Below are 24,822 nucleotides of genomic sequence, written 5' to 3' on the forward strand. Positions count from 1 at the left end.
CTATCAGGCGAGAAAGGGGTGTATCGACCAGGTTATGCTATCTGGGTACAGATTTTTCTAGCAAGAGCAAAATCAGGCTTTAAAACCTTTAAGGCTGACAAGCCGATTAAGCGCCTGAAGGACTACCCTAGAAGAACTGCCAGAACACCGCATCAACTTCATGCTGGGAAAAACGCTCAGTGGTCGCTACCAAATTGTGAAACACTTGGGAGGCGGAGGGTTTGGTCAGACTTACCTTGCCGAAGATAAGCAACTACCTGGAAATCCGCTTTGTGTCGTCAAGCAACTCAAGCCTAAGGCTACCGATCCGGGAACCTTAGAGGTAGCACGACGATTATTTGATAGAGAAGCCCAAGTTCTATACAAACTGGGTAAACACGATCGGATTCCCCAACTTTTGGCTCATTTTGAGGAAGAACAAGAGTTTTATCTGGTTCAGGAATTCATCGAAGGGGATGAAGTTAAGCAAGAATTACCAATAGGTAAGCAGTTGCCTGAGACTGAGGTAGCTGCTCTTTTGCACGAAATCCTAAAAATATTAGAGTTTGTCCATCAGCAGGATGTCATCCACAGAGATATCAAGCCGTCCAATTTAATCAGGCGCAAGCACGATGGCAAGATAGTTTTGATTGACTTTGGAGCCGTCAAACAAGTTAGCACTCAGGCGCTTGCCTCTGAGGGGGAAACAACTTTAACAATTGCTATTGGTTCGCCTGGTTATATGGCGAACGAACAACTCGGCGGCAAACCGCGATTTAGTAGCGATATCTATGCAGTGGGAATGCTGGGTATCCAAGCTGTCACTGGTTTACAGCCGTCGCAACTGCCAGAAGATATCCAAACCTGTGAGATTGTATGGCGCGACAAGGCTCAAGTCAGCCAGCAGGTTGCAGACATTTTAGACACAATGGTGCGCTATGACTTTCGCCAACGCTACCAGACGGCGACAGAAGCTTTGGAGGCACTCCAACAGCTCAATGAGCTACCAACACGGCAAATCATCTCGGATGCGATCGCTACTGGGACGCTTCCAACCTCACCAACCAGACAGCAGTATACTTCCTTTGCTTCTCAGGGTACGTTGCCTGCTGAACCACCAGCGATCGCTACTGAAACCCTTCAAAGTTCCAAAGCACTAATCTCAACATATCCACGAAAGCCGAAAACTGTTTTTTCGACTTTGCGAAATAAAGCACCTCTGCTGATTAAAATTGGCGCGGGTTTTGCTACTGCTCTAGCTCTAAGTGTGGGAATTTACTTTTTTCAAAAACCCAATAGCTTAGAAGACACAGCACAAGAAGTTGCCTTAGTCAATACCCTCCCTGGTCATGCTGCTGGCATTACCTCTATCGCCCTCAGTCCGGATGGTAAGATTTTGGCAAGTGGCAGCCTTGACCAAACTATCAAAATTAGAAATCTCCGTACCAAAGAAATAATTTATACCCTGAGTGGGCATACTGGGTATGTTTATTCTGTTGCCATCAGCCCGGATGGACAAACTCTCGCTAGTGGTAGCGCCGATCAAACTATCAAAGTGTGGAACCTGAAAACGGGTAAACTACTCCGCACCTTGTCTGGACATACAGGAGATGTTTATTCAGTTGCCATCAGCCGAGATGGACAAACTCTCGTAAGTGGCAGTAAGGACAAGACTATCAAAGTGTGGAACCTGAAAACGGGTGAGTTGGTACGTACCCTAATCGGAACGCAACTAGAAGAGGGGGTTAGTGATGTCGCCATTAGCCCGGATGGTCAAATGTCCGCTAGTAACATTTATGACATAAATGTTTGGAATCTAACAACGGGTGAACTGCGCCGCACTTTTGGCGGGCATATCGAGGCAGTGAGTGCGATCGCCATCAGCCGGGATAGTAAGATTCTTGCCAGTGGCAGCCCCGATGGAACAGCAAAACTCTGGAATTTGGAAACAGGCGAATTGCTAAATACTTTCCCTCATACGTCTAGATTACCAAATGGCTCTCTATCAGGGGGAGTTTATGCTGTTGCTATCAGTCCCAATGGTCGGATTCTTGTTAGTGGCAGTGGTGGCAATGAGAATACTATTAAATTATGGAATGTGCGAACTGGGGAATTAATTCGCACACTTGAAGGCCATTCCAAGACAATTTTTGCACTTGCTATTAGTCCCGATGGGCAGACGATTTACAGTGGCAGCCTGGACGGAACAATTAAGGTTTGGCAATCGCCTTAATTTGCTCAGGATTGTGGCGGTAAAGCAAGCGATCGCGCATTTATAATTCCTACTTAGCCCCGTACTTGTTCGTGTAGCCTCAATTTAACTTTTTAGATAGTTGACAAAGGTTACACTATTAAAAACTCTGCTAGCAGTTGCCCTTATGAGCTTGTGCATCAATCCCAATTGCCTAAAACCGCGAAATCTCGATACGGAGTTGTTTTGCCAAGCCTGCGGTACTGAATTGCTGCTGGAAGGGCGCTATCGAATAGTTAAGATTTTAGGAGGTGGTGGCTTCGGTAAAACCTTTGAGGTGAGCGATCGCGGCACTTCTAAAGTCCTCAAAGTGCTAATTACAGAACATCCCAAAGCCATATCCCTATTTCAGCAAGAAGCCAAGGTATTAAGTCATCTGAATCATCCAGGGATTCCGAGAACAGATGGATACTTTACCTTCTTTCCCAAAAACAGCCAAGCATCGTTGCATTGTCTGGTAATGGAAAAAATCGAGGGGCTGGATTTGGAGGAGTATTTAAAACAGCGGGAGAATCGCCCTATCGATGAAAAGTTAGCACTCGAATGGCTAACTCAGCTTACTAAGATTCTGCACGAGGTGCATCAGCAGAACTTTTTCCATCGGGATATTAAGCCAGCCAATATTATGCTTAGGGCAGATGGGCATCTGGTATTAATTGACTTTGGCACTGCCAGAGAAGCTACAGGAACCTATATGCAAAAAGTAGCAGGGCAACAAGTGACAGGGATTGTTTCAGCAGGCTACACGCCTCTAGAGCAAGCAACTGGCAAAGCTGTGCCACAATCTGATTTTTATGCCTTGGGACGCACCTTTGTCTACTTGCTAACAGGCAAGCCGCCCGATGAATTTCCCGAAGATCCACGCTTAGGTAAATTAATCTGGCGAGAAAGTGCCTCGCAAGTTTCAAAGCAGTTAGCTGGTTTGATTGATTACCTAATGGAACCATTTCCTGGCAAACGACCTCAAAATGCTCAAATGATTTTGCAGTGTTTATTGGAGATTAACCCAATTGTAAAGTCACCGAAGCCCTATGTCTCACCGCCACCAGCAGCACCCAAAGCAGTACAAAATCCTCCCAGGAGTACCCAACTACAATCATCTGCTGCTTCTCAACACAAATCACCAAAGGCTGAAACAAAGACATTATTTACAAAAGTTGGCCAGTCAGCCCAATACACAATGTTGGCAATTCTTTCAATAGGATTACTTCGTTTAAGCGCTCCGGCAATCTACAAATATTTTAAATTTTCACTTTCACATAGTCACCCAGTGGCTACTCGTACACAAACTGAGACAGAATTATCTAGTTCAGATAAGAGTGGAAATATTCCTAAGCAACCAATTGCTGACTCGACCAATGAATCTTCTTCTATCTCATCTGAAAATAACTCGATACCAATTCCTGATGGCTGGAAAAAAATTCAGGGGGAAGGGGCAGAGTTATGGTTGCCGGGAAGTTATTTTGGCGGAGATCCTAACAAAGATTCAGAGGCAATTGCATATAACCTAAAACTTGTGGTTCCAGACTATCAACGAAGACTAGAAGTTTTTAAACAAAGTTCTTTTTCTTTGGCGGCTTTTGACTCCCAGCTTGACAGTGTAGGTTTCCTGACTAATGTTTTGGCTGTAGTTGAGCCAGTAATGCCAGGAACTACTGTTGATCAGTACATGGAGGAATTAATTAAGCAATTGCCTAGTCAGTATCAAATTCTAGAAAAGAATGTAGTATCCTTAAACTATTATCAGACTGGGCGCATTGTTACCGAATTCACAACAGGAGGGACAAGGAATAAACAAATTTTCTATACCATTCCCAATAGTAATAAATTCTGGGTGATTGTATATTCTGCAAGTGCCGATGAATTCGATCGGCAACTGCTGGTGTTTGAGGAAAGCATTCGTACTTTTGTAGCCAAACCTTAGAGGATGTCTGAGAAGTATCCGAGAGTGTCTGATCCCCCCTAGCCCCTTTTTGAGTGGGTAAGCACGTCAACAATAACTTTTAAGACATCCTGTTAGAGCGCTTCCAGAGTCAGAAATAGCTGGATTTTCTCTTGTAGTAGGTGAATACAGTCTGTTTTAGATTTTATCTCCATCACCAAATCTGGAACCAGTTCGGCAAAGTCGCGTACAGTTTGCCGGAGTCGTTGCGCTGAGACAAACACAACGTCCGGCGCAAACAAGTCTGTATTGGGCATGATGAATCCACCGATGGAATCAAACACCAGTCCAAGTCGGCGAGGCTTAACTCAGTTACCTAGAAGTCTAATTAACTCAGCGCCAATTTCGCTGGATTCGATATCTGATGGTTCCATTACAACAATATTGCCATCTTGTAGTTCTAGTTGGTAGTCGCGATCGCTCAGATGTTACTGTTCTTGTAGTTTCTCTAAATCTTGAAGTATCACAGCCATAGGAACTTCATCAAGTCTTTTGCTTATCGCTATCGTATCTTTAATTTCCCAACTTACAATTTTGCCAAAATAGAATTGTGACTCATTCGAGGCACCCATTGACACCATTTTGATTTGGTGAAGCTACACATCTTCAGGGAGCATACAAGGGGAGCGATCGAGAAGTGAATATACCTGATAGTTTGATGCAAACCAATCATCGGAGTTTCCGAAACTCCGACCGCCGCCAAATCCCAAATCCTAAATCCCAAATTGGTATGACTGTACGCCCTATTTATCTCGATTGTCACTCCACGACGCCCCTAGACGATCGCGTACTTGCCGCCATGATGCCTTACTTCACCCAGCATTTCGGCAACCCCGCCAGCGTGAGCCATTCCTACGGTTGGGAAGCTGAAGCTGCTGTCAAACAATCAAGGGAAGTTTTAGCACAAGCGATACACGCTACGCCAGAGGAAATTATTTTTACTAGCGGCGCGACGGAAGCGAACAATTTAGCTATTAAAGGTGTGGCGGAAGCTACTTTTAGCAAAGGGCGACATATTATTACGTTGGAAACCGAGCATAAGGCGGTTCTCGACCCTTGTAAATATTTGCAAACTCTTGGCTTTGAAATTACTTTTCTCCCAGTTGAAAGTGATGGATTAATTAATTTAGATCAACTGGAAAAAGCTATCCGTCCGGACACAATTTTAGTTTCCGTAATGGCAGCTAATAATGAAATTGGTGTCATACAACCTTTAGCAGAAATTGGGGCAATTTGTCACAAGCATCAGGTACTATTCCACACTGATGCTGCTCAAGCTATTGGCAAAATACCTCTAAATGTGGAGGCGATGCACATTGATTTAATGTCGATGACTGCCCACAAAGTCTATGGGCCCAAGGGTATTGGCGCTCTTTACGTCAGACGCCGCAACCCCAGAGTCCAAATTGCACCGCAGCTGCATGGAGGTGGACATGAGCGGGGAATGCGCTCTGGTACACTGTATACACCTCAGATTGTCGGATTTGCTCAAGCCGTAGAATTGGCGCAGGTAAACATGGCATCAGAGACAAAACGCCTCATCCAGTTGCGCGATCGCCTTTGGCAACAACTGAGTCAGCTGGAAAAAATTCATCTGAACGGACACCCCAAAGAGCGACTACCAGGAAACCTGAACATCAGTGTAGAAGGGGTGGATGGAGCAGCGTTGCTGCTAGGATTGCAGCCAGTGGTCGCAGTTTCTTCCGGATCGGCTTGTACCGCTGCCAATGTGTCTGCTTCCCATGTTCTGAGGGCGCTGGGACGTTCAGAACAACTGGCTTACGCCTCGGTTCGGTTTGGAATTGGACGGTTTAATACGGCATCTGAGATAGAAGCTGTAGCAAAACACGCGATCGCAACTATTTTCAGCTTGCGTAAACAAACGCAATGAAGGGAGACTATAGGACAAGAGAGAATTTTCTTTTCACCTCCTCCCTAGTCAAGAGTCCTTGGGACAACCAAAATTAAAGCGAGTGCAACTACCCATAAGTTGAGTCTGATCGGAGTGACAGCGCGATATAATACATCACAATAGAAGCAATTGCGGATCGAGGATCTATCAGGTTGCCCCTAAGAGTGAACCTGAAATGGAAGCGATCGCGCAAGATAGCTTTTCAGAGAGACTTTCTGTTCATTTTGGGCAAATTCCAGTGTTCAAGCCTTTTGAAAAGGCATGGCACTGGCAAAAAATGCAATCGGGGAAGAGTTTACAAGGGATGTCTGTCACTGTAATCAGTGATTCTGGGTTAACACACCTTTATTCTCTCTACGTAGGGGCGGGTTTAGAATCTATCCCCTGTCACATTGAATCAGAAGGTAAAACCAAATCGACCGAAAGAAAGTTTCTGGCTTACACCGTTATTTCTTTGAGCAAAAGTGAGAGGCGCTTAGAAAGGATCAACGAGGAAAGAAGAAGGAAGAAAAAGGAATTAAATCCGCCTTCTGCTTTCCGATTCTCTGTTGTGCCTAAACTTGCTACGAATTTTTGAGGAAATTGAATGCCGAAGCAAATTATTATCGCGGAGCAGCATCGGATTGCTGCCGTCTTTTGGGAAGATCAAATTCAAGAACTTGTCGTTGCTACTGGCAGCCACCAAGTCGGAGACATCTATCTGGGCATTGTTGAAAATGTCTTACCTGGGATAGATGCCGCATTCGTAAACATTGGGGATGCCGAACGCAACGGCTTTATCCATGTTACCGACTTAGGCCCGCTGCGGCTAAAACGTTCTGCTGGTGCGATTACAGAACTACTGGCACCCCAACAGAAAGTTCTGGTTCAAGTAATGAAAGAGCCGACAGGCAACAAAGGCCCCAGGCTCACAGGTAATATCAGCTTACCTGGACGCTATGTAGTATTGATGCCCTTCGGACGAGGTGTGAGTCTGTCGCGGCAAATCAAGAGCGAAAACGAGCGCAACCGCCTTAGAGCCTTAGCCGTTCTCATTAAACCTGCGGGCATGGGGCTAATCGTGCGGACAGAAGCCGAGGGACGCTCGGAAGAAGCCATCATAGAAGATTTGGAGACACTGCAAAAACAGTGGGAAGCGACTCAACAAGAGGTAAACTCTACTAGAGCGCCAGCGCTGCTAAATCGAGACGATGATTTTATTCAGCGCGTCCTGCGGGATATGTACAGTGCAGAAGTAAATCGTATTGTCGTAGATTCCCACACCGGAGTTAAGCGAGTCAAGCAATACTTAGTCAGTTGGAGCGGGGGAAAGTCCCCGGAAGGAGTATTAATTGACCATCACCGCGAGCGCCTTTCTATCTTAGAATACTTCCGCATCAATGCAGCCATTCGAGAAGCCCTCAAACCTAGAGTGGATCTACCTTCAGGAGGCTACATCATTATCCAGCTGACGGAAGCTTTAACGGTGATTGATGTCAACTCAGGTTCCTTCACCCGTTCTGCAACTGCTAGAGAAACTGTCCTGTGGACAAACAGTGAAGCAGCGACAGAAATAGCCCGTCAACTGCGGTTGCGAAATATCGCTGGTGTCATCATTGTTGACTTTATTGACATGGATGCGCGGCGAGACCAGCTGCAAGTGCTGGAACACTTCAACAAAGCACTCAAGGCAGACAAAGCTAGACCACAAATTGCTCAACTTTCCGAACTCGGCTTAGTAGAACTAACTCGCAAGCGGCAAGGGCAAAATATTTACGAGTTGTTTAGTCAGCCCTGCCCCAGTTGTGGCGGTTTGGGGCATATGGTTCGCCTACCGGGTGATGCTAACAAAAATGGAGGAGAAATTGCCGAACCTCCCTCGCCGACACCTGTTAGGGAAGCACGGACGTTACCCTACCGCAACAATGAAGTCGGAATTAGGGAAATACCTTTGCCAGCCGTTGAAAGTCGCAGCGAAGCTTTAGATTTAGGTGCTGACGATGATGACGAGTCAATGGATTTGATGAATCATCCCAGCTATCAGGAGCGGGGGGCAAATAATAATCGCCGTCGTCGCCGCCGTCGGGTGGGTGAACCTCCATTAAAGGAGGAATTAACCCCAACCCCAAAAACTCCTATTCGGATTTCGACTCCTCCGACTATAGTGAATCATTTCCGGTCAACTCCGGTGGCAGAACCGGAACCAATCCGCGAAAGCGAGACATATATGGGCGGGGGAAGTACGCCTCTACCCGTTGTGGAAGAAGTCCGTCGCTCGCCGAAACCTGAGCGTCCCAAGCCTTCCAGACAGGAAATTGAACCGCCGGAGATTGTTTCCATTGAAATGACCGCAGAGCAACAGGATGTTTATGCTTTAATGGGAATTTCTCCGTTGGTGCTGTTAGAGCGGGAAGTGAAAAATCCGAAATCGGCGATAGTGTCGATTACTTTGCCTGGAGAGTCACAGTCTACGGAAGCGATCGCTTCCTCAATCCAGGCGGCGAAAGATGAAAGGGATACACAGACTTCTGCCTTTGAGTCTGACGAAGATGATAATACCTCTTATCTACCCTCCGAATTTGAGGTAGATGAAATGGAATATCAGACAGCAGACGAACAGCAACAACAGATAGAGGAAGTGGCACCTGTCGTAGACGAAGCCCCTGAAGAGTCAGATGCGATCGCATCTGACTCTGCATCCCCCAGTGAAGAATCAGAATCAGACAGTGACGAGTCTCCAGTTCGGCGGCGGCGGCGGCGGCGGTCTTCTGCAACAGAGGCTTGAGAAAGGGTGAAGTTAGTGGTTAGCCATTAGTCGGTTGGCGGGAAGAAGGTTGGAAGGTTGGAAAGTTGTTAGAAAAAGACTTCGTTTCAACTTGACAACTTTTAAGATGGCAGCTGACTAATGGCTAAGAACCAGTGACTAATTACTAAGGAGCTTTCCTATCGTGTCGGTGCAGCAACTGGTAGACAAAGGTGCAGTCGTTAAGACTTCCCGCAAACCAAATTTTAACCTCTCGGATTTGCCAGAGTTACTCGGTGGCTGGGAACTGGTTGCTGGTGTCGATGAAGTTGGGCGCGGAGCTTTGTTTGGCCCAGTAGTGGCGGCGGCTGTAATATTACCAAAGTCTGCTTTTGCTGAACTTTCAGCCGCTGGGGTAAGAGACAGCAAGCAGTTGTCTAGTTATCGCCGTGGTAAACTGGCGGCACAAATTCAAGCGATCGCTCTAGACTGGAAAATTGGTTATGCTTCCAACAAGGAAATTGACCAAATTAATATTTTCCACGCATCCTTGTTAGCGATGAAGCGGGCTGTAATCAAGCTGAATGTCCAACCAGAGCTTTGTCTGGTTGATGGTAAGTGGCAGCTTCCAGACTTGCCAATCCCACAACAGAATCTAGTCAAGGGTGATGAAAAATCATTGGTAATTGCCGCCGCCAGCATTGTTGCTAAAGTGTGGCGCGACGACCTGATAATCCGTCTGGCGGCGAAGTACCCCGCCTACAACTTAACAGCGAACAAGGGTTACGGCACCGCTCGCCATCTACTTGCTTTACAACAACACGGCCCCTCCCGCTTCCATCGGAGGTCTTTCAGTCCTTGCCGGGTTGATATTAAATTGTAGATTTTCAGTCTATATCCTCTCTGGAGGCTGAGCCTCCCCCTCCTAGTTCTCAGTCCCAGCCTGGGAACTAAAATAACGAGGCTCAGCCTCAATTTATTAAGCCGACGGGCTGTCTGCGGGCAGTACCGGAACTTGAGGTGGGGGTGTCTGCTGATTCCAAGTGTTAGCCCAGCGGCGATAGTCTGATAGCAGCTGATACATTAATCGTTGTTTAATAGTCAACAGCACGCTCTTGAGCAAACCATTCCCGGTAGCTTCTATAAAAGCTTTAGGCGTGAACCAAAAAGCGTGCGGTAACTCGACTTTGACCTCTAAATCCGCTCTACCTTTGAGATGAGTTGTACCGTTTACTTGACACGGAGAAAGCTTACCAACCAAGTTAAGCGCAAAGCGCTGGTTGATATACTCAATGCCGCGAATCTCACAACGTGTAGACCTTAAGTGAACCGTCCCATCTGCATCTGCCCACACCTTCATATCTACAATTGGTTGAAGTGAAAGGGCCATAAAGCTCAACGGACGCATTTTCAGGCGGAAAATCTCCTCGCTGAGTTGTTCGATTCGAGTGGGGTCAACCAGAGCTTGTACTAGACGTTGGGGTTGGCGCAGATAATGCTGAATTGGAACAGGTTGTTCCGGAACAGCAATTTCAACAGATTGGGAGGCAACAAATTGAGTTTGCATGAGGGGATGGTAACAGAATGTAATTCTGTACGCAGGATAAGTTAATTTTACGTTACTGTTCTTAAAAAAGTTGCAGGGGATTTCGATTGTTCCGCTGCTACAGCTTTTGAAAGGAAACTGTGCATTAATTGAATCGCTCTGTCATGATAAAAATTTATGTAGTTGATTTCCCTCCTTCTCAGGCATCACAAGTAGACACTATTATTGGGTTTAACCTAGATCCAGCAGCCTATCCCCAGCGACGGACTGAGTAGTTGACACCTGGTAACTGATAACTGATAAAGGTTAAAACGTTGTCAGAATCACTCTCGCGGAAAACTGAGGGCTAGCTTTAATGGTCGTATCGGTTGCACATTTGGGGCCACCAGGCACTTACGCAGAAGCAGCTGCCTTGGCTTATGTAAATTGGCTCAACCAAAGGGGACAGCAAGGGCTGTTATGTCCTTGTCCCAGCATTGCTCAGACGCTGCGAGCAGCAGCACAGGGACAGGCTGATGTCGCAGTCGTGCCTGTAGAAAATTCTGTAGAGGGCAGCGTGACAACAACGCTGGATACGCTCTGGCAATTGGATAAGCTGCAAATTCAACAGGCTCATGTGTTGCCAATTTCTCATGCCCTGTTGTCACGAGCGGAAACTCTGGAGGAAATAAAGACAGTTTATTCACACCCGCAGGCTCTAGCTCAGTGTCAGGGTTGGCTGGAGCGGTTCCTGCCCTCTGTGCAGTTAGTGCCGATGAATGCGACTACGGAGGCGCTAAAGTATTTGGGCGAGGATAAAACTGCGGCAGCGATCGCATCCTCTAGAGCTGCCCAACTCTACCAGCTACCAATTCTCGTCTGTCCTATTAATGATTATCCGGATAATTATACCAGGTTCTGGGTACTGAGTTTACAACCTTCCGGCGGCGGCAGTCATACCAGTTTAGCTTTTAGCGTTCCCGCTAATGTACCGGGGGCGCTGGTTAAGCCGCTTGAAGTGTTTGCCAGTCGAGGGATTAACTTGAGCCGAATTGAATCTCGTCCAACAAAGCGAAGTCTTGGTGACTATCTTTTCTTTACTGACCTAGAAGCTGATGCCAGAGAAGCTTCTGTTCAATCTGCTTTAAAAGAATTAACAGCTTATACCGAAACGCTGAAGATTTTTGGTAGCTATTCTATTGTGTCAATAGGGAAACTCTAGTGATGAAATTGTAGTCTCTAAAACTCAAAGCAGACGCGACCTACAAGCGTCTTTACAAATCTACAACTATGTTTCCATCTGCTCAAGGCATTCCCGGATTGCCCGATTTAACGCATCCGGCTGAGCTAATGAAATTTGGGGGACAGCTGCTTGCGATGTTCCCCACATTAATATTCATTGTCGGTGGTTTGGGAATTGCGATCGCTCTGTTGAGTTTTTCCCTACGTCGAGTTCAGCCAGAACAATCTATTTTCATTGGCGAATGGGTGCTGCTATATTCCCAATTACTTAGAGGATTGCAGCATTTAGCCCTAGTCTTAGTTTTGCTGGTGGGAGGATTTTTTCTTACCTCAACTTTAGGCAATCGTTACCACAACTGGGAACAGGCAAAGGTGACTCAAGTGGCTCAAACTGTTGCTGGGGATAGGCTAGAGCAAGCAGCGCCACAAGTGCGGTACACGATCCAACAGCCGTATGCTTACGACACTCAAGTTGATGGAAAAATCGTCCGGGTAAAGGATACGCGAGAGGTTAATCGCTTCCTGACGCTGGCTGGCTCGCAAATTCAGGTAGAGCTTGACCAAAGCAAAGACGTTCAAGATCGGCGGGCGATTTACCGAGTAGACTACACGGCTGAATATAAAGTAGTCAACCAGCTCAGCGATATTGAGAATTTTTTCTTTGAAATACCGCCGCCTAACGGTTACTCGCTGCTGCAAGGCTTTAAGGTAGAGCGGGATGGCACTCGGCTTCAACACAGAAACCCTGGTGACTATGGTTTTCCTTTCAACTTGAAACCTGGACAAGAAACTACTTTCAAAGTCACCTACAAGGCTCAAGGAGGGCCGCGTTGGGTTTATAGTGCTAATGGTCAGTTGCTCTCCAACTTTCGCTTGACAGCGCTCTCTACCTTCCCTGACGCTGATTTTGCTAGTGGGATTCTCCCGACTGAAAGCAAACGCGAGGGACAAGGCACTCGTTTCACCTGGGTATTTGATGACAATGTTTCTGTACAAAATCCCTTTGGTGTCTTTACCTCGACAGGCCCAATTCGGAATACGGGAATTTTGCCACGGCTGCTGTTGTTAGCACCAGCGTTATTTCTGTGGTGGATATTATTGCTGTATTTGTCGCTACCAATGACTCTGAAAAATGTAGCGATCGCAGGCGGCGTTTTCTTTGCTTGCTTACTAACTTTGACTTATCTCAGCCGCTTAATAAGTGCGCCCCTGGCGTGGACTTTAATTTCCCTAACTTTGTTAGCTTTATCCTGGGGCTTAGGCGCAAACAACCGTCGGGCTTCCTTAGCTGCGCTCATTTGCACAATTTCCGGTGCAGTCCTGCCCGTTTTTGGTTTATTAGTGCCTTACAGCGGCCTAACCCTTAGCCTAGCAGGATTGCTTTCCGCCGTATGGCTGGCTGTTCGTCACTGGTACGGCTGGTTTAGTTGGCAAAAAGACGCTCGGATTTAGACCGAATTGCTAATTGCGATTTGGTTTATTACCATTAGCAATTAGCAATTAACTAATACTATCTCAGCGCATCTTTGAGTACAGTACGAGCCGCCAGGTGATTGCGAGTAGAGGTGAGAATTTCCGCTTCGCGTTCCAGACGTGCTGCTGTATCCTGCATTTCCAGAAGGGATTGCTGTTCAGCTGCTACATTGTAAAGATTACTGGCAACCCAAAAAGACAATTCTCTAGGGAGAGTTGGCAGGTCTTCTGGAAGTTCCATATCTTGCTCAGTCAACTTGGCTGAGAGATGCACAACATCTCTGAGCAACTGTTCAACCTCTGTAGCCAAACTTCGCAAATCTTTTTCTGGCGGATTGTCTTCAATCCATTCCACCAAACCGACTCGATAGGGCTTTTCGCGGACGTACTCCAGAACTCGAAACCGCTGCTGACCCAAGGTTAATATTTTCATACGGTCGTCTGGAAGACGCTGCAAGTGAATAATTTCAGCGCAGCATCCTACAGTTGCGGGTTTACCTTGAACTGGGTTCCACATCAAGACCCCAAAGCGGCGATCGCTATCCAGAATCGTGTTCATCATAATTCTGTAGCGAAACTCAAAAATATGTAGTGGCAGGGGTCGCCCTGGAAATAGCACCACTTCGGGCAGTGGAAAAAGGGGAAGTTCTCGAACTGCGATTGAGGAAGAGGATGCCATTGTCCCTATAGTTCACGGTAAGTGTGATTCTTTACTTACTTTAACCGATTTCTCCCCAGAATCCCAACTACGAAGCCCTTTAGAGGTTGCTCTAAAGGGCCAACAGATAGCCATTAGTCAATGGTTAGGGAATAGTTGGAACTCGTCCCTAACAACTGACAAACTGTTAAACAGGACTTACGCAGTTAATTTTAGTGAATGCCTGATTCTGTTGTAGGGGCATGGTAATCAAAAAGCCCCTACAGCGTGTTGACCTGCGTAAGCCCTATTAAAGTTTGACTTCAATATCCACGCCTGCTGGCAAATCCAGTTTCATCAAAGCGTCAATTGTCTTCGAGGTAGGCTGGTAAATGTCAATAATGCGGCGGTGGGTGCGGGTTTCAAAGTGTTCCCGCGAGTCCTTATCAACGTGAGGTGATCTCAAGAGACAGTAAATTTTCTTCCGCGTCGGTAAGGGAATAGGACCGATTGCTGTAGCTTGTGTCCGGTTTGCCGTATCGACAATCTTCTCGCAAGATGTGTCTAGCAAACGCCGATCGAAAGCCTTAAGGCGAATGCGAATTTTTTGCTGTTGGATAGTTGCCATTTTCAGTTTTCCAGGTTCAAAGTAGTTGGTAGAAGCTAGAGCCTTCGAGATTGTATCTTATGAATGAAACCTAATTTCCGAGCCAGAAAATTAGAAAGTTTGATTTAAGCGACACAGATAAGGAGCAGAAAGGCAACTGCTTTTCTGCTCCTTATTCGTTTGTCAGAATCCTACTTCAGGATTTTAGAAACGACACCTGCACCGATGGTGCGGCCACCTTCACGGATAGCGAAGCGCATTCCCTGCTCAATAGCGATCGCGTTGATTAACTCAACGGTCATTTTGATGCGGTCTCCCGGCATCACCATCTCGGCATCAGTACCATCATCTGCTGTAAAGGCTTTGATGGTTCCTGTTACGTCGGTTGTCCGCACGTAGAACTGAGGACGATAGCCTGCGAAAAACGGTGTTTTCCGACCGCCTTCTTTTTCCTGGAGGATATAGACTTCCGACTCAAATAGAGTGTGAGGAGTGATTGTACCAGGCTTAGCCAGCACCATACCCCGCTCAATGTCTTCCTTCTTCAGACCCCGAAGCAGTACGCCGACGTTATCGCCTGCCATACCTTCATCCAAGGTCTTCTGGAACATTTCTATCCCAGTCACGGTTGTGCTACGAGTGTCGCGAATTCCCACCAGGGCAACGGTTTCCCCGACTTTTACTTTACCCCGCTCAATACGACCAGTAGCAACGGTACCACGACCTGAGATCGAGAATACGTCTTCTACAGCCATCAGGAAGGGCTTGTCAATATCCCGCTCTGGTGTTGGAATGTAGGAATCTACCTCATCCATCAACTGGTAGATTTTATCTACCCACTCATTGGTACCCCGTGTGGTCTTGGGATTAGCAGTCATGGTTTCTAACGCTTGTAGCGCCGATCCTGACACGATGGGAATATTGTCACCGTCGAATTCGTAAGAACTCAGCAGATCCCGGACTTCTAGTTCCACCAATTCTAACAATTCTTCATCGTCCACCATGTCTTGCTTATTCAAGAAGACAACTAGCTGGGGAACGCCAACTTGCTTAGCGAGGAGGATGTGTTCCCGTGTCTGAGGCATGGGGCCATCTGCCGCTGACACTACCAGGATGGCACCATCCATTTGAGCTGCACCCGTGATCATGTTCTTCACATAGTCCGCGTGACCTGGGCAGTCTACGTGGGCATAGTGGCGAGATTCGGTTTCATACTCAACGTGAGCGGTGTTGATGGTAATCCCGCGAGCCTTTTCCTCCGGCGCTGCATCAATGTCGGCATAACCCTTTGCTTTCGACCGACCCATTGCTGCCAGGGTCATGGTAATAGCAGCAGTTAAGGTTGTTTTGCCGTGGTCAACGTGACCAATTGTGCCGATATTGACGTGGGGTTTAGTCCGTTCAAACTTTGCGCGTGCCATGTGTTACGTGTTCCTTTTTCCTTTTTCCTTTGTCAGTTGGTAGCCCCAGGCAAGATGCCTGACGTCAGTTGCCAGTTGGCAAGCTACCTATAACTAACAACTGACCGCAGACTAATTATGCGTTCCCTTTGCTCTTGGCGATGATGGTTTCAGCCACGTTGCGAGGAACTTCTTCGTAATGGCTAAACTCCATTGAGAAGATACCCCGACCCTGAGTCATCGACCGGATATCCGTCGCATAGCCAAACATCTCAGCGAGTGGAACTTTGGCTGTCACCTTAGTAACACCTTGTTCCGAGTTCATGCCTTCAATTTGACCGCGACGAGAGTTGAGGTTTCCCATCACGTCCCCAAGGAAGTTTTCAGGAGCTTCTACCTCAACTTTCATCATAGGCTCCAATAGCACTGGTGAAGCCTTCATCACGGCTTCTTTAATAGCCATTGAGCCAGCGATTTTGAAAGCCATTTCTGAGGAGTCTACATCGTGGTAAGACCCATCTACCATAGTTGCCCGCAGGTCAATCACGGGATATCCAGCCACAATGCCGGATTCGCAAGCTTCTTTCATCCCTTGTTCTGCTGGGCCGATGTACTCTTTAGGTACTATACCCCCAACAATTTTGGAGACAAACTCGAAACCAGTCCCAGGCTCTCCAGGCTCCACCTGAATCACTACGTGACCGTACTGACCTTTACCACCACTCTGACGGATAAATTTACCTTCAGCTTTGACGGGCTTGCGGATGGTTTCGCGGTAAGCGACTTGCGGCGCACCGACGTTGGCTTCTACCTTGAACTCTCGCAGCATTCGATCTACGAGAATTTCTAAGTGCAGTTCGCCCATCCCCGCAATTACTGTCTGGTTGGTTTCGGGGTCAATGTTGACTCGGAAAGTTGGATCTTCCTCAGACAAGGATTGCAGAGCTTTGGATAGCTTTTCCATATCCTGCTTGGTTTTGGGTTCCACTGCTACAGATATCACTGGCTCTGGGATAAACAGGGACTCCAGAATCACTGGTGAGTTTTCGTCGCAGATGGTATCGCCTGTAAAGGTGTCTTTGAGACCCAATGCAGCGCCCAAGTCTCCAGCCCGCATTTCATCTACCTCGATCCGTTCGTCAGCTTTGAGAATGATCAAGCGAGAAATGCGTTCCTTTTTCCCCTTAGTGGAGTTGAGGATGTAACTACCCTTTTTGATTACGCCGGAATATACCCGAATGAACGTCAAGCGTCCATAGGGATCTGCCATAATCTTGAAAGCCAAAGCTGCCGCTGGCTCTGCATCACTGGCGCGTCTAACGACCTCAGTGCCGTCTGGCAATAGCCCTTGAATTGGGGGAACGTCAATGGGTGCGGGTAGGTAATCTACCACTGCATCTAATAGCAACTGAACGCCCTTGTTTTTAAAGGCACTTCCGCACAAAAGCGGGACAATTGTGCCTGCAATGGTGCCTTTACGCAACGCCGTCCGAATTTCTTGTTCGGTTAGTTCTTCACCTTCGAGGTACTTCTCCGTCAGGACATCATCGGTTTCTGCTACGGATTCGATGAGCTTGGTGCGGTACTCTTCGGCTACTTCCTGAAGATCGGCGGGAATCTCAGTGTCCTCAACATCTTTTCCCTGGTCGTCTTTGTAGATGTAGGCTCGCATCCGAACCAAATCCACAATTCCTCGAAAGTCGTTTTCAGCGCCGATGGGAATTTGAATTGGGACGGCGTTTGCCCGGACGCGATCGCGTATCTGGCTATAAACTTTGTAGAAGTTCGCCCCAGTCCGATCCATCTTGTTTACAAAGGCGATCCGAGGAACTTTATATCTATCTGCCTGTCGCCATACAGTTTCAGATTGAGGCTGCACGCCGCCAACCGAGCAGAACACGGCAATCACGCCATCCAATACCCGCATGGAACGTTCTACTTCAATCGTGAAGTCTACGTGGCCTGGGGTGTCAATAATGTTGATCTGGTGATCCCGCCAACTGGTGCTGATAGCGGCAGCAGTGATGGTGATGCCCCGCTCCCGCTCCTGCTCCATCCAGTCAGTGGTAGCCGTTCCCTCGTGTACTTCACCAATTTTATGAACGATACCTGAATAGAACAGAATCCGTTCTGTTGTTGTTGTCTTGCCCGCGTCTATGTGGGCCGCAATTCCAATATTGCGTGTTCTTTCAAGCGGGACGGTACGTGCCACAGTTACCTCCTTTTATCTGTGCCGCATGGGATGCGGGCGTTACTCTCTGCTTATAATTGTATACTTTGTTAAAGGTTTTCACCTTTGATGGATGCGAGTCCGTCTTTAGTACCGATAATGTGCAAAAGCTTTATTCGCTTCTGCCATCCGGTGCGTTTCTTCGCGCTTACGAATGGCGTTCCCTGTTTCGTTAGCAGCATCCATTAACTCATTTGCCAGTTTGCCTGCCATTGTGCGGCCTGGACGAGAGCGGGAAAATTGAATCAGCCAGCGCAACGCTAAGGCTGTTCCTCGGTCAGCACGGACTTCCATCGGCACCTGGTATGTGGCACCACCCACTCGACGCGCTTTTACTTCCACCAGAGGGGTGACATTGCGAACTGCTTTTTCAAAAGTTTCCAAAGCATCGCTGCCTGTTCTTTCCTCGATGGTTTTCAGTGCGTCATAGATAATCCCTAAAGCTATGGATTTCTTGCCGCTTCTCATAATCCGCCGCACCATCATGCTGACCAGGCGGCTGTTATAAACTGGATCGGGGGGAACAGGACGCTTTTTAACTACGGTACGACGAGACATAGTAAGCCTTCAATGAATAAAATGCAGAATTTCTTAAATCCCAATGGACGCGCCTCTTGATGGGATTTTTTGTTTAACAAGCCTTTTTGTGGGTTCAGGAAAGTGTACTGCGGGAATTTCACTCGATTGTGAAATTCGCCCATACATAACAGTTACGTCCTGTCCCCAGCGCGTTAATTTCTTTTTGCCTCGTTGCCAACAACGAAGCAGTCTTTCCTGGATTTCAGATATATTTTACTGGATTCACACCCCCTAGCTTTTATTGGTATCTCTACCGCATCAGGTGTGACTCTACGCTTCTATAACATCTCTGATGCTTCTCATCGCACAGAATCCAGTTAAAACATACTTTATCCAACTCTACCATTATTGCCTGGGTTTCATCCCAGTTTTAGCACGAGAGAGGATGTTCCCGCGACTAAGGAAAGTGCGATCGCACAACTGCGAACATTTTGGCTTTCCGAACACCACAATGGCAGCTTTTGGCAAAGCTTACTTCTTCGCGCTAGCTTCTTTAGGCCGTTTAGTGCCGTACTTAGAACGACCTTGACGACGATCTTTTACTCCCGCCGTGTCTAGTGTTCCGCGAATAATGTGGTAACGAACTCCGGGCAAGTCCTTAACCCTTCCACCCCGAATCATTACCACGGAGTGTTCTTGCAAGTTGTGACCGATTCCGGGGATATACGCCGTTACTTCAAAGCCTGAAGTCAGACGAACTCTTGCTACTTTCCGGAGAGCTGAGTTAGGTTTCTTTGGTGTCGTTGTGTATACTCTGGTGCAGACACCCCGACGCTGCGGACAGCTCTTGAGAGCTGGCGACTTAGTTTTCTTGTTTGTACTTAGGCGCTCATTACGGATGAGCTGCTGGATTGTGGGCATGAGTTACGGGATTTACAGAGCCTTTAGTTGAACCGAATGCAGACAAATTCTGAGTTTAGCACCATTAATGGCTTTGTGTCAATTTGTGGAGTTTGGTGCTTTATATGTCGGTTGTGACCGGCTCATTAATTGAGAAGGAGTTACCGCAGCCACAGCTTTCTTTGGCTTTTGGGTTGTGGAAGCGAAACCCCCCACCCATAAGATCCTCTGAGTAATCCAGGGTGAGATCGTTGATGTAATTTAGGCTTTGCTCGTCCACCACCACTTGAATCCCATCGCAATCATATACGCGATCGCCTGAGGTCACAACGTCTTCAAATCCTAGAGTGTAGGACATTCCGGAACAACCACCACTTTGAACTCCCAAACGGAATTGGAGATTCTTGGAGTTGTGACGCTTAGATTGCAGACGCTTAATTTCGCTAGCTGCTGCCTTACTCAGATGAATCATAAACTAAGTTACTTTTACAGGGGCTACAACCAATGCTAGAGGCGGTTATGGCAATACTCGGCTATTTTTATGGATGAGAGTATTGAAGAGCGGCGACAGAGCAAGGTTGTTCAGTGAATTTTGCTTTAAAATGCTTGATTTTCATCATTTTAGTAGATAATGACTTCCAAGCGCAGCATTAACCTCGCTATCTTCATAAGACAAGCCAGAACTAGAACAATCGCCGCCGTAATTAACGCATCAAGTTGTTGTCATTCCCAAAAATTGATATGAATCCTGAACTTTCTCGCTCCGACGATACGGCAGAAGCTGAAAACATCAAGCTTGAGGTAGAGGTAAACTCAGAAACCTTGGGAGAAAAAAGACTATCCACAGAAAACTTTAATTCTCAATGGCAGCAGGTCGGGGAAAAAATTGCTGATTTTCTAGATAAGATGCCAAATTATATTGGCAACTTTTTCAAGTCATACAGCCGACCGCTAATTACAGTTGGTCTAATTTTTGCATCTTTGATTACCTTAAAGCTGACGCTGGCTTTGCTGGATGCAATTGATGACTTGCCTTTGCTAGATTCGACTTTGAATCTGATTGGTCTAGGATACACAGTTTGGTTCATTAACCGCTATTTACTCCGGGCTTCCAGCCGCCAAGAACTATCTGAGGAAATTAACACCTTTAAAGATCAATATTTAGGCGGAGGAAATTTAGACAGCTAACAGCCTCTTTGCCACGGATTCGCGTTTTTGATGCAACATTTGAGATCCCCAAACCCCCCGATAAATTGGGGGGATTTGCGTGTAGCATATTAGGAAAATGGGATTAGAAAAGTGTACCAAAAGCGCGATCGCTCTTGGTAGCAATCTCGGTGACAGCCGCGCTATCCTCACAGCAGCTTTGGAAATTCTGGATGCAACTCCCGGAATAACCGTAATAGCACGGTCTAGTTGGTATCAAACTGCACCTATCGGGCCACCGCAACCAGATTACTTGAATGGTTGTGCATTGTTGGATGTCAAGCTGACACCCCAGGAATTGTTAGAGAAACTGCTGAGAATTGAAGCGCAATTTGGTCGCATCCGAAAAAAACGCTGGGGGGCAAGAACCCTTGACTTAGATATACTGCTATTTGATGATGTAATTTTGGATACGCCGACACTTGAGATACCTCACCCTCGAATGGGGGAAAGGGCTTTTGTGCTTGTTCCTTTGGCGGAAATTGCGCCAGATTGGATAGAGCCAGTTTCGGGGAAAGCGATCGCGCAACTGGTTCAGGCTGTAGACTGTTCAGGAGTCCGCCGATTGTAATTTACTATGTCGCTGGGTCAAGAACCGCCAACAGTTTTACAACAACGCCTATTCTATAAAGGGCGTAAATTTAACTATGAAGTTATCCGTCTGCGCCTCCCCAATGGTGCTGAAGGTGAGTGGGAATGCGTTCGTCATCCGGGCGGGGCGCTTGCCGTGCCAGTCACGCCAGAAGGTAAACTGATACTATTGCGGCAATATCGCTTTGCAGTTCAGGGGCGGCTTTTGGAGTTTCCGGCGGGAACAATAGAGCCGAATGAAGATCCGGCGGAGACGATTAAGCGGGAGATAGAAGAAGAAACCGGGTATCGCGCTCACAAATGGCAAAACTTGGGTAAGTTTTCCTTAGCGCCTGGTTATTCTGATGAGTTTATTTATGCTTTTTTAGCTCAAGATTTAGAACGTTTAGAAAAGCCTCCCCAGCAAGATGTCGATGAAGATATTGAAACAGTTTTGATGACTCCTGAAGAGTTAGAAAAAGTGATTTTGGCAGGCGAACCTGTAGATGCCAAATCGATTTCTAGTTTCTTTTTAGCTCGTCCGTTTTTGAAGTAAATAAACCGGGGTGAGCATCTTGCTTGCCCCAGAAAATATAATAAAATAGTTATCAAAAGTAGCAGATTATAGAACCAAAAACTAATAGGATGGCATACAGTCAATTCAGCATAGAAGGTATTAAAAATATTTTTGGGATTACCATCAGCGAAAAGTTTGGAATTTATAACAATATTCCAGATGTAAATTACAGTACATTGCTGGCAGAAACTCTACAATATAATATTCCATTAGCCTTAGCAATTACTTCAGAAAAAGCTCGTTCTGAAATGATTGTTACTCCAATCTTGATTGAACTTAGAAAACAGTTATCAGAGCAGATAAGTTTATTTTCGGGGAAAAAGTTTAATGTTGATTTAGAAAAGGGACTGATTGGTTTTTGCGACTTTCTGATTAGCAAATCGCCGGAACAGCTATTGATAGAAGCTCCAGTAATTACTCTGGTAGAAGCTAAAAACGATAATATTGAATCTGGTTTGGGACAATGTATGGCTGAAATGGTAGCTGCTCAGTTGTTTAATCAGCGGAAAGGAAATTAAGTAAAGGCAATTTATGGGGTTGTTACTACTGGCAGTAATTGGAAATTTATGAAGCTGGTTGACAAAACAATTGAATTTGACTTAAATGAATATTTCTTGAATAATGTAGGCAAGATATTAGGAATTTTAAAAAGTGGGATTGAGTCTAATAATAAGCAAAATTTATAATAAATAGTTAGCAGGGTATATTGCTGGAATTAGCAATCGGGAATGCTGACAATGTGGGGGTTGAATATTTAAAGCAGCATAGGCTTGGTGAATTGTTTTTAAGGCTTTAGATAGCAACAGTACCCAGAGGAGAAAATTGATTCTGTGGGTTGCCTAAGGAATAATTCGCAAGAGTGATAACACGCACGTTGCCAGCTTTTAAGCTGAAAGAATAAGCCTCTGGAATAAAAGATTTAATAAATGTCTGACCTGATTTTGTTTTGGCATCGTCGCGATTTACGCATTTCGGATAATATTGGACTGGCTGCGGCACGTCAGCGGAGTCAGAAGGTTGTAGGTGTATTTTGCCTAGATCCGAATATTTTGGAAAGGGATGATGTGGCACCTGCAAGAATGGTGTACATGATTGGCAGTTTGCAGTCACTTAAAGAGCGTTATCAGCAGGCTGGTAGCCAATTGTTGATTCTGCACGATAATCCGACTCAAGCGATACCTGCTTTGGCTGCGGCTTTGAATGCTAAGGCGGTATTCTGGAATTGGGATGTGGAACCGTACTCGAAAGAACGCGATCGCATTGTCACTGAAACTCTCAAAGCAAAGGGTATCGAAGTACAGAATAATTGGGATCAGTTATTACACTCACCAGAAGATATTTTCACAGGTTCAAATAAACCCTACACAGTTTACACTCCTTTCTGGAGAAACTGGAGCAGTAAACCCAAAACCGAACCAGTAGAAGAACTCAAAGATGCTCAAAAATTAACCCCAGCCGAACAAGAAGCGGCGCATCAAGCTGGGGTGGTGGAATTGCCTACAGCGAAGGATTTGGGATTTGTCTGGGATAATGAATTGGTGACACAACCAGGGGAAGCTGCGGCCCAAGAAAAGCTGGAAGAATTTTGTGACTCTCACCTGGACGAATACAAAGAACAGCGCAATTTTCCCGCAGTACATGGAACATCTCAACTCAGTGCAGCCTTAAAATTTGGCGTTATTGGTATTCGCACAGTTTGGAAAACTACCGAAACTGCCTTAGAGAACAGCCGCAGCGATGAAGAACAATCTAGCATCCGGGGATGGCAACAGGAACTGGCGTGGCGGGAATTTTATCAACACGCGATGTATTGGTTCCCAGAATTAGCAGAAGGTGCTTTCCGCGAACTTTTACAAAATTTCCCTTATGAAAACAACGAGGAAGATTTCCAAGCGTGGTGTGAGGGGAGAACTGGCTACCCAATTGTAGATGCAGCGATGCGGCAAATGAATGAAATTGGCTGGATGCACAACCGTTGTCGGATGATTGTCGCCAATTTTCTCACCAAAGACTTGCTCATCGATCCGCGTAAAGGTGAAAAATACTTTATGCAGAAGCTTTATGATTGGGATCTTTCGGCCAATAATGGTGGTTGGCAGTGGAGTGCTTCGAGTGGCATGGACCCGAAGCCAGTAAGGATTTTTAACCCAGCTACTCAAGCTCAGAAATTCGATCCAGACGGTGATTATATCCGGGAATGGGTGCCTGAATTGCGCTCTGTAGATACAGAATATCTGGTTACTGGAAAGATCCCAGCTTTGGAGAGTGAAGCTGTTGGTTATCCTGCGCCAATTGTGGATCACAACAAGCGCCAACGCCAGTACAAGGAACGCTATCAACAGCAGAAAGAGCAGTTTGACAAGACATTAACTACGTAATACTGGCGTTGCATTCATACAGTAGGTTAGGTTAAACAACGAAGCAAAAATACCAGGAGAAAAGGAAATCGCGGCTACACAAACCAAGTCCGCCTGCGCGGACTCAATACAAACCAAGTCCGCCTGCGCGGACTGAATTAGGGCTGGGTCGGTAGGGTTTGTTTGTGTAGCCATAGACTGGAAGCCTGTGGGCGATTTGCAAATACGGGATGCTCCCGGTTCCAAAATTCCAACCTACTAAGTCTGAAAAACTTGCGGCTTTGTGATTTTGTCGGCTTTAATTGGACAGAAACAAGCAATGAGTTTTGTCTGGAGAAAGCTAACGTGTCCAAATTGTGCCGCGATCAAGCCAGAGAAGAATTAATCTTGATTATGGGTGCAGGTGCAGCAGCAGGTGTAATAGATATACCCTTTCTGTTCACCGCTGGTATGACTTTTGCCGAGATAGCTGTTGTAAATCGAATTGCCAGAATTTATGACGTTGATGTTGTCGCCGCAGGCGGAGCATCTGCCTTAGCTGGTGCAGTTATGGTGGGAGGAGGGGCTGATGCGCTGTATAAAATAGCAATCGAAGTGTCTTCTAATATACCCTTCATTTCCAAACTAATAAAGCCTGCACTCGGAGCCGGAGCAATTTGGGGTTTTGGGGAAGCAGCGATCGCATATTTTGAAAACCAGTATCCCAGTAAACTGTACAACTCCAACACCAACGAAGTTGAACTGAATTAGCGCTAAAGCTTGAGCAAAATTCT

21 protein-coding genes and 2 pseudogenes are annotated in these 24,822 nt (G+C 46.4%); 14 read left to right on the plus strand and 9 right to left on the minus strand.

Going from position 1 to position 24,822, the window contains the following annotated elements; genetic code table 11:
• Nucleotides 1–160: 160 nt before the first annotated feature.
• Nucleotides 161–2,212, plus strand: a complete 2,052-nt coding sequence (locus H6F74_RS22715; RefSeq protein WP_190444427.1) for a serine/threonine-protein kinase — start codon at nt 161–163, stop codon at nt 2,210–2,212.
• A 145-nt stretch (nt 2,213–2,357) separates the two neighbouring features.
• Nucleotides 2,358–4,154 carry a serine/threonine-protein kinase gene (locus H6F74_RS22720; protein ID WP_190444428.1) on the plus strand — a complete coding sequence of 599 codons (1,797 nt, stop codon included), beginning with the start codon at nt 2,358–2,360 and terminating at the stop codon, nt 4,152–4,154.
• A gap of 98 nt (nt 4,155–4,252) precedes the next feature.
• Here H6F74_RS22720 and H6F74_RS29495 read toward each other — a convergent pair.
• Nucleotides 4,253–4,597, minus strand: a pseudogene (locus H6F74_RS29495) (Uma2 family endonuclease); the annotation flags it as partial.
• Nucleotides 4,598–4,902: 305 nt separating this feature from the next.
• Between H6F74_RS29495 and H6F74_RS22730 the strand changes: the two are divergent.
• The 4 genes from H6F74_RS22730 (at nt 4,903) to H6F74_RS22745 (ending at nt 9,689) form a co-directional block, all read left to right on the plus strand.
• The gene (locus H6F74_RS22730; protein WP_190444558.1) at nt 4,903–6,063 is read left to right on the plus strand and encodes an IscS subfamily cysteine desulfurase; all 1,161 of its coding nucleotides are present in this window, start codon (nt 4,903–4,905) and stop codon (nt 6,061–6,063) included.
• A 196-nt stretch (nt 6,064–6,259) separates the two neighbouring features.
• Complete coding sequence (locus H6F74_RS22735; RefSeq protein WP_190444429.1) at nt 6,260–6,661, plus strand: hypothetical protein; 402 nt, start codon at nt 6,260–6,262, stop codon at nt 6,659–6,661.
• A 9-nt stretch (nt 6,662–6,670) separates the two neighbouring features.
• A complete protein-coding gene (locus H6F74_RS22740) occupies nt 6,671–8,848 on the plus strand; it encodes an Rne/Rng family ribonuclease (protein WP_190444430.1) in 2,178 nt (725 codons plus the stop codon).
• Between the two features lie 238 nt (nt 8,849–9,086).
• Entirely contained in the window at nt 9,087–9,689 is a 603-nt protein-coding gene (locus H6F74_RS22745; protein WP_199301555.1) for a ribonuclease HII, read from the plus strand.
• A gap of 96 nt (nt 9,690–9,785) precedes the next feature.
• Here the strand turns inward: H6F74_RS22745 and H6F74_RS22750 are convergent, their stop codons facing one another.
• Nucleotides 9,786–10,373, minus strand: a complete 588-nt coding sequence (locus H6F74_RS22750) for a DUF1997 domain-containing protein (RefSeq protein WP_190444431.1) — start codon at nt 10,371–10,373, stop codon at nt 9,786–9,788.
• 334 nt (nt 10,374–10,707) lie between these two features.
• Here H6F74_RS22750 and pheA point away from each other — a divergent pair, with 334 nt between their 5' ends.
• Both pheA and H6F74_RS22760 read left to right on the plus strand, forming a co-directional pair.
• Nucleotides 10,708–11,553, plus strand: coding sequence for a prephenate dehydratase (gene pheA / locus H6F74_RS22755; protein ID WP_190444432.1), 846 nt, complete (start codon nt 10,708–10,710; stop codon nt 11,551–11,553).
• Between the two features lie 68 nt (nt 11,554–11,621).
• On the plus strand, nt 11,622–13,025 hold the full coding sequence (locus tag H6F74_RS22760; RefSeq protein ID WP_190444433.1) for a hypothetical protein: 1,404 nt from the start codon (nt 11,622–11,624) through the stop codon (nt 13,023–13,025).
• Between the two features lie 58 nt (nt 13,026–13,083).
• On the opposite strand, the gene H6F74_RS22765 is transcribed toward H6F74_RS22760, so the two are convergent.
• The 7 genes from H6F74_RS22765 to H6F74_RS22795 all read right to left on the minus strand — a co-directional run bounded on the left by H6F74_RS22765 (nt 13,084) and on the right by H6F74_RS22795 (nt 19,811).
• Nucleotides 13,084–13,725, minus strand: a complete 642-nt coding sequence (locus tag H6F74_RS22765; protein ID WP_190419780.1) for an LON peptidase substrate-binding domain-containing protein — start codon at nt 13,723–13,725, stop codon at nt 13,084–13,086.
• Between the two features lie 268 nt (nt 13,726–13,993).
• Nucleotides 13,994–14,311, minus strand: a complete 318-nt coding sequence (gene rpsJ, locus H6F74_RS22770; RefSeq protein ID WP_190415403.1) for a 30S ribosomal protein S10 — start codon at nt 14,309–14,311, stop codon at nt 13,994–13,996.
• A gap of 170 nt (nt 14,312–14,481) precedes the next feature.
• On the minus strand, nt 14,482–15,711 hold the full coding sequence (tuf, locus tag H6F74_RS22775; RefSeq protein ID WP_190444434.1) for an elongation factor Tu: 1,230 nt from the start codon (nt 15,709–15,711) through the stop codon (nt 14,482–14,484).
• Nucleotides 15,712–15,826: 115 nt separating this feature from the next.
• Complete coding sequence (gene fusA, locus H6F74_RS22780) at nt 15,827–17,902, minus strand: elongation factor G (protein ID WP_190444435.1); 2,076 nt, start codon at nt 17,900–17,902, stop codon at nt 15,827–15,829.
• A gap of 105 nt (nt 17,903–18,007) precedes the next feature.
• Nucleotides 18,008–18,478 (minus strand): 30S ribosomal protein S7, encoded by a 471-nt coding sequence (gene rpsG / locus H6F74_RS22785; protein ID WP_190419786.1) that lies wholly within the window; start codon nt 18,476–18,478, stop codon nt 18,008–18,010.
• Between the two features lie 492 nt (nt 18,479–18,970).
• A complete protein-coding gene (gene rpsL, locus H6F74_RS22790; protein ID WP_190444436.1) occupies nt 18,971–19,360 on the minus strand; it encodes a 30S ribosomal protein S12 in 390 nt (129 codons plus the stop codon).
• A 100-nt stretch (nt 19,361–19,460) separates the two neighbouring features.
• On the minus strand, nt 19,461–19,811 hold the full coding sequence (locus H6F74_RS22795) for an iron-sulfur cluster assembly accessory protein (protein WP_190444437.1): 351 nt from the start codon (nt 19,809–19,811) through the stop codon (nt 19,461–19,463).
• Nucleotides 19,812–20,080: 269 nt separating this feature from the next.
• Between H6F74_RS22795 and H6F74_RS22800 the strand changes: the two genes are divergently transcribed.
• From H6F74_RS22800 to H6F74_RS22825, 6 genes and pseudogenes are all read left to right on the plus strand, one after another.
• On the plus strand, nt 20,081–20,527 hold the full coding sequence (locus H6F74_RS22800) for a CAAD domain-containing protein (protein ID WP_190444438.1): 447 nt from the start codon (nt 20,081–20,083) through the stop codon (nt 20,525–20,527).
• Nucleotides 20,528–20,624: 97 nt separating this feature from the next.
• Nucleotides 20,625–21,116, plus strand: coding sequence for a 2-amino-4-hydroxy-6-hydroxymethyldihydropteridine diphosphokinase (gene folK, locus H6F74_RS22805; protein WP_190444439.1), 492 nt, complete (start codon nt 20,625–20,627; stop codon nt 21,114–21,116).
• A gap of 6 nt (nt 21,117–21,122) precedes the next feature.
• The gene (locus H6F74_RS22810) at nt 21,123–21,671 is read left to right on the plus strand and encodes an NUDIX hydrolase (RefSeq protein ID WP_190444440.1); all 549 of its coding nucleotides are present in this window, start codon (nt 21,123–21,125) and stop codon (nt 21,669–21,671) included.
• 89 nt (nt 21,672–21,760) lie between these two features.
• Nucleotides 21,761–22,378 (plus strand): annotated as a pseudogene (locus H6F74_RS22815) (hypothetical protein).
• A gap of 240 nt (nt 22,379–22,618) precedes the next feature.
• Nucleotides 22,619–24,070, plus strand: a complete 1,452-nt coding sequence (locus tag H6F74_RS22820) for a deoxyribodipyrimidine photo-lyase (RefSeq protein WP_190444441.1) — start codon at nt 22,619–22,621, stop codon at nt 24,068–24,070.
• Nucleotides 24,071–24,394: 324 nt separating this feature from the next.
• Nucleotides 24,395–24,799: a hypothetical protein gene (locus tag H6F74_RS22825; protein ID WP_199301537.1), complete on the plus strand. Its 405-nt coding sequence runs from the start codon at nt 24,395–24,397 to the stop codon at nt 24,797–24,799.
• Nucleotides 24,800–24,822 lie beyond the last annotated feature (23 nt).

It is taken from the genome of Trichocoleus sp. FACHB-90 (genome assembly GCF_014695505.1).
Taxonomy (GTDB): domain Bacteria; phylum Cyanobacteriota; class Cyanobacteriia; order Cyanobacteriales; family FACHB-T130; genus Funiculus; species Funiculus sociatus.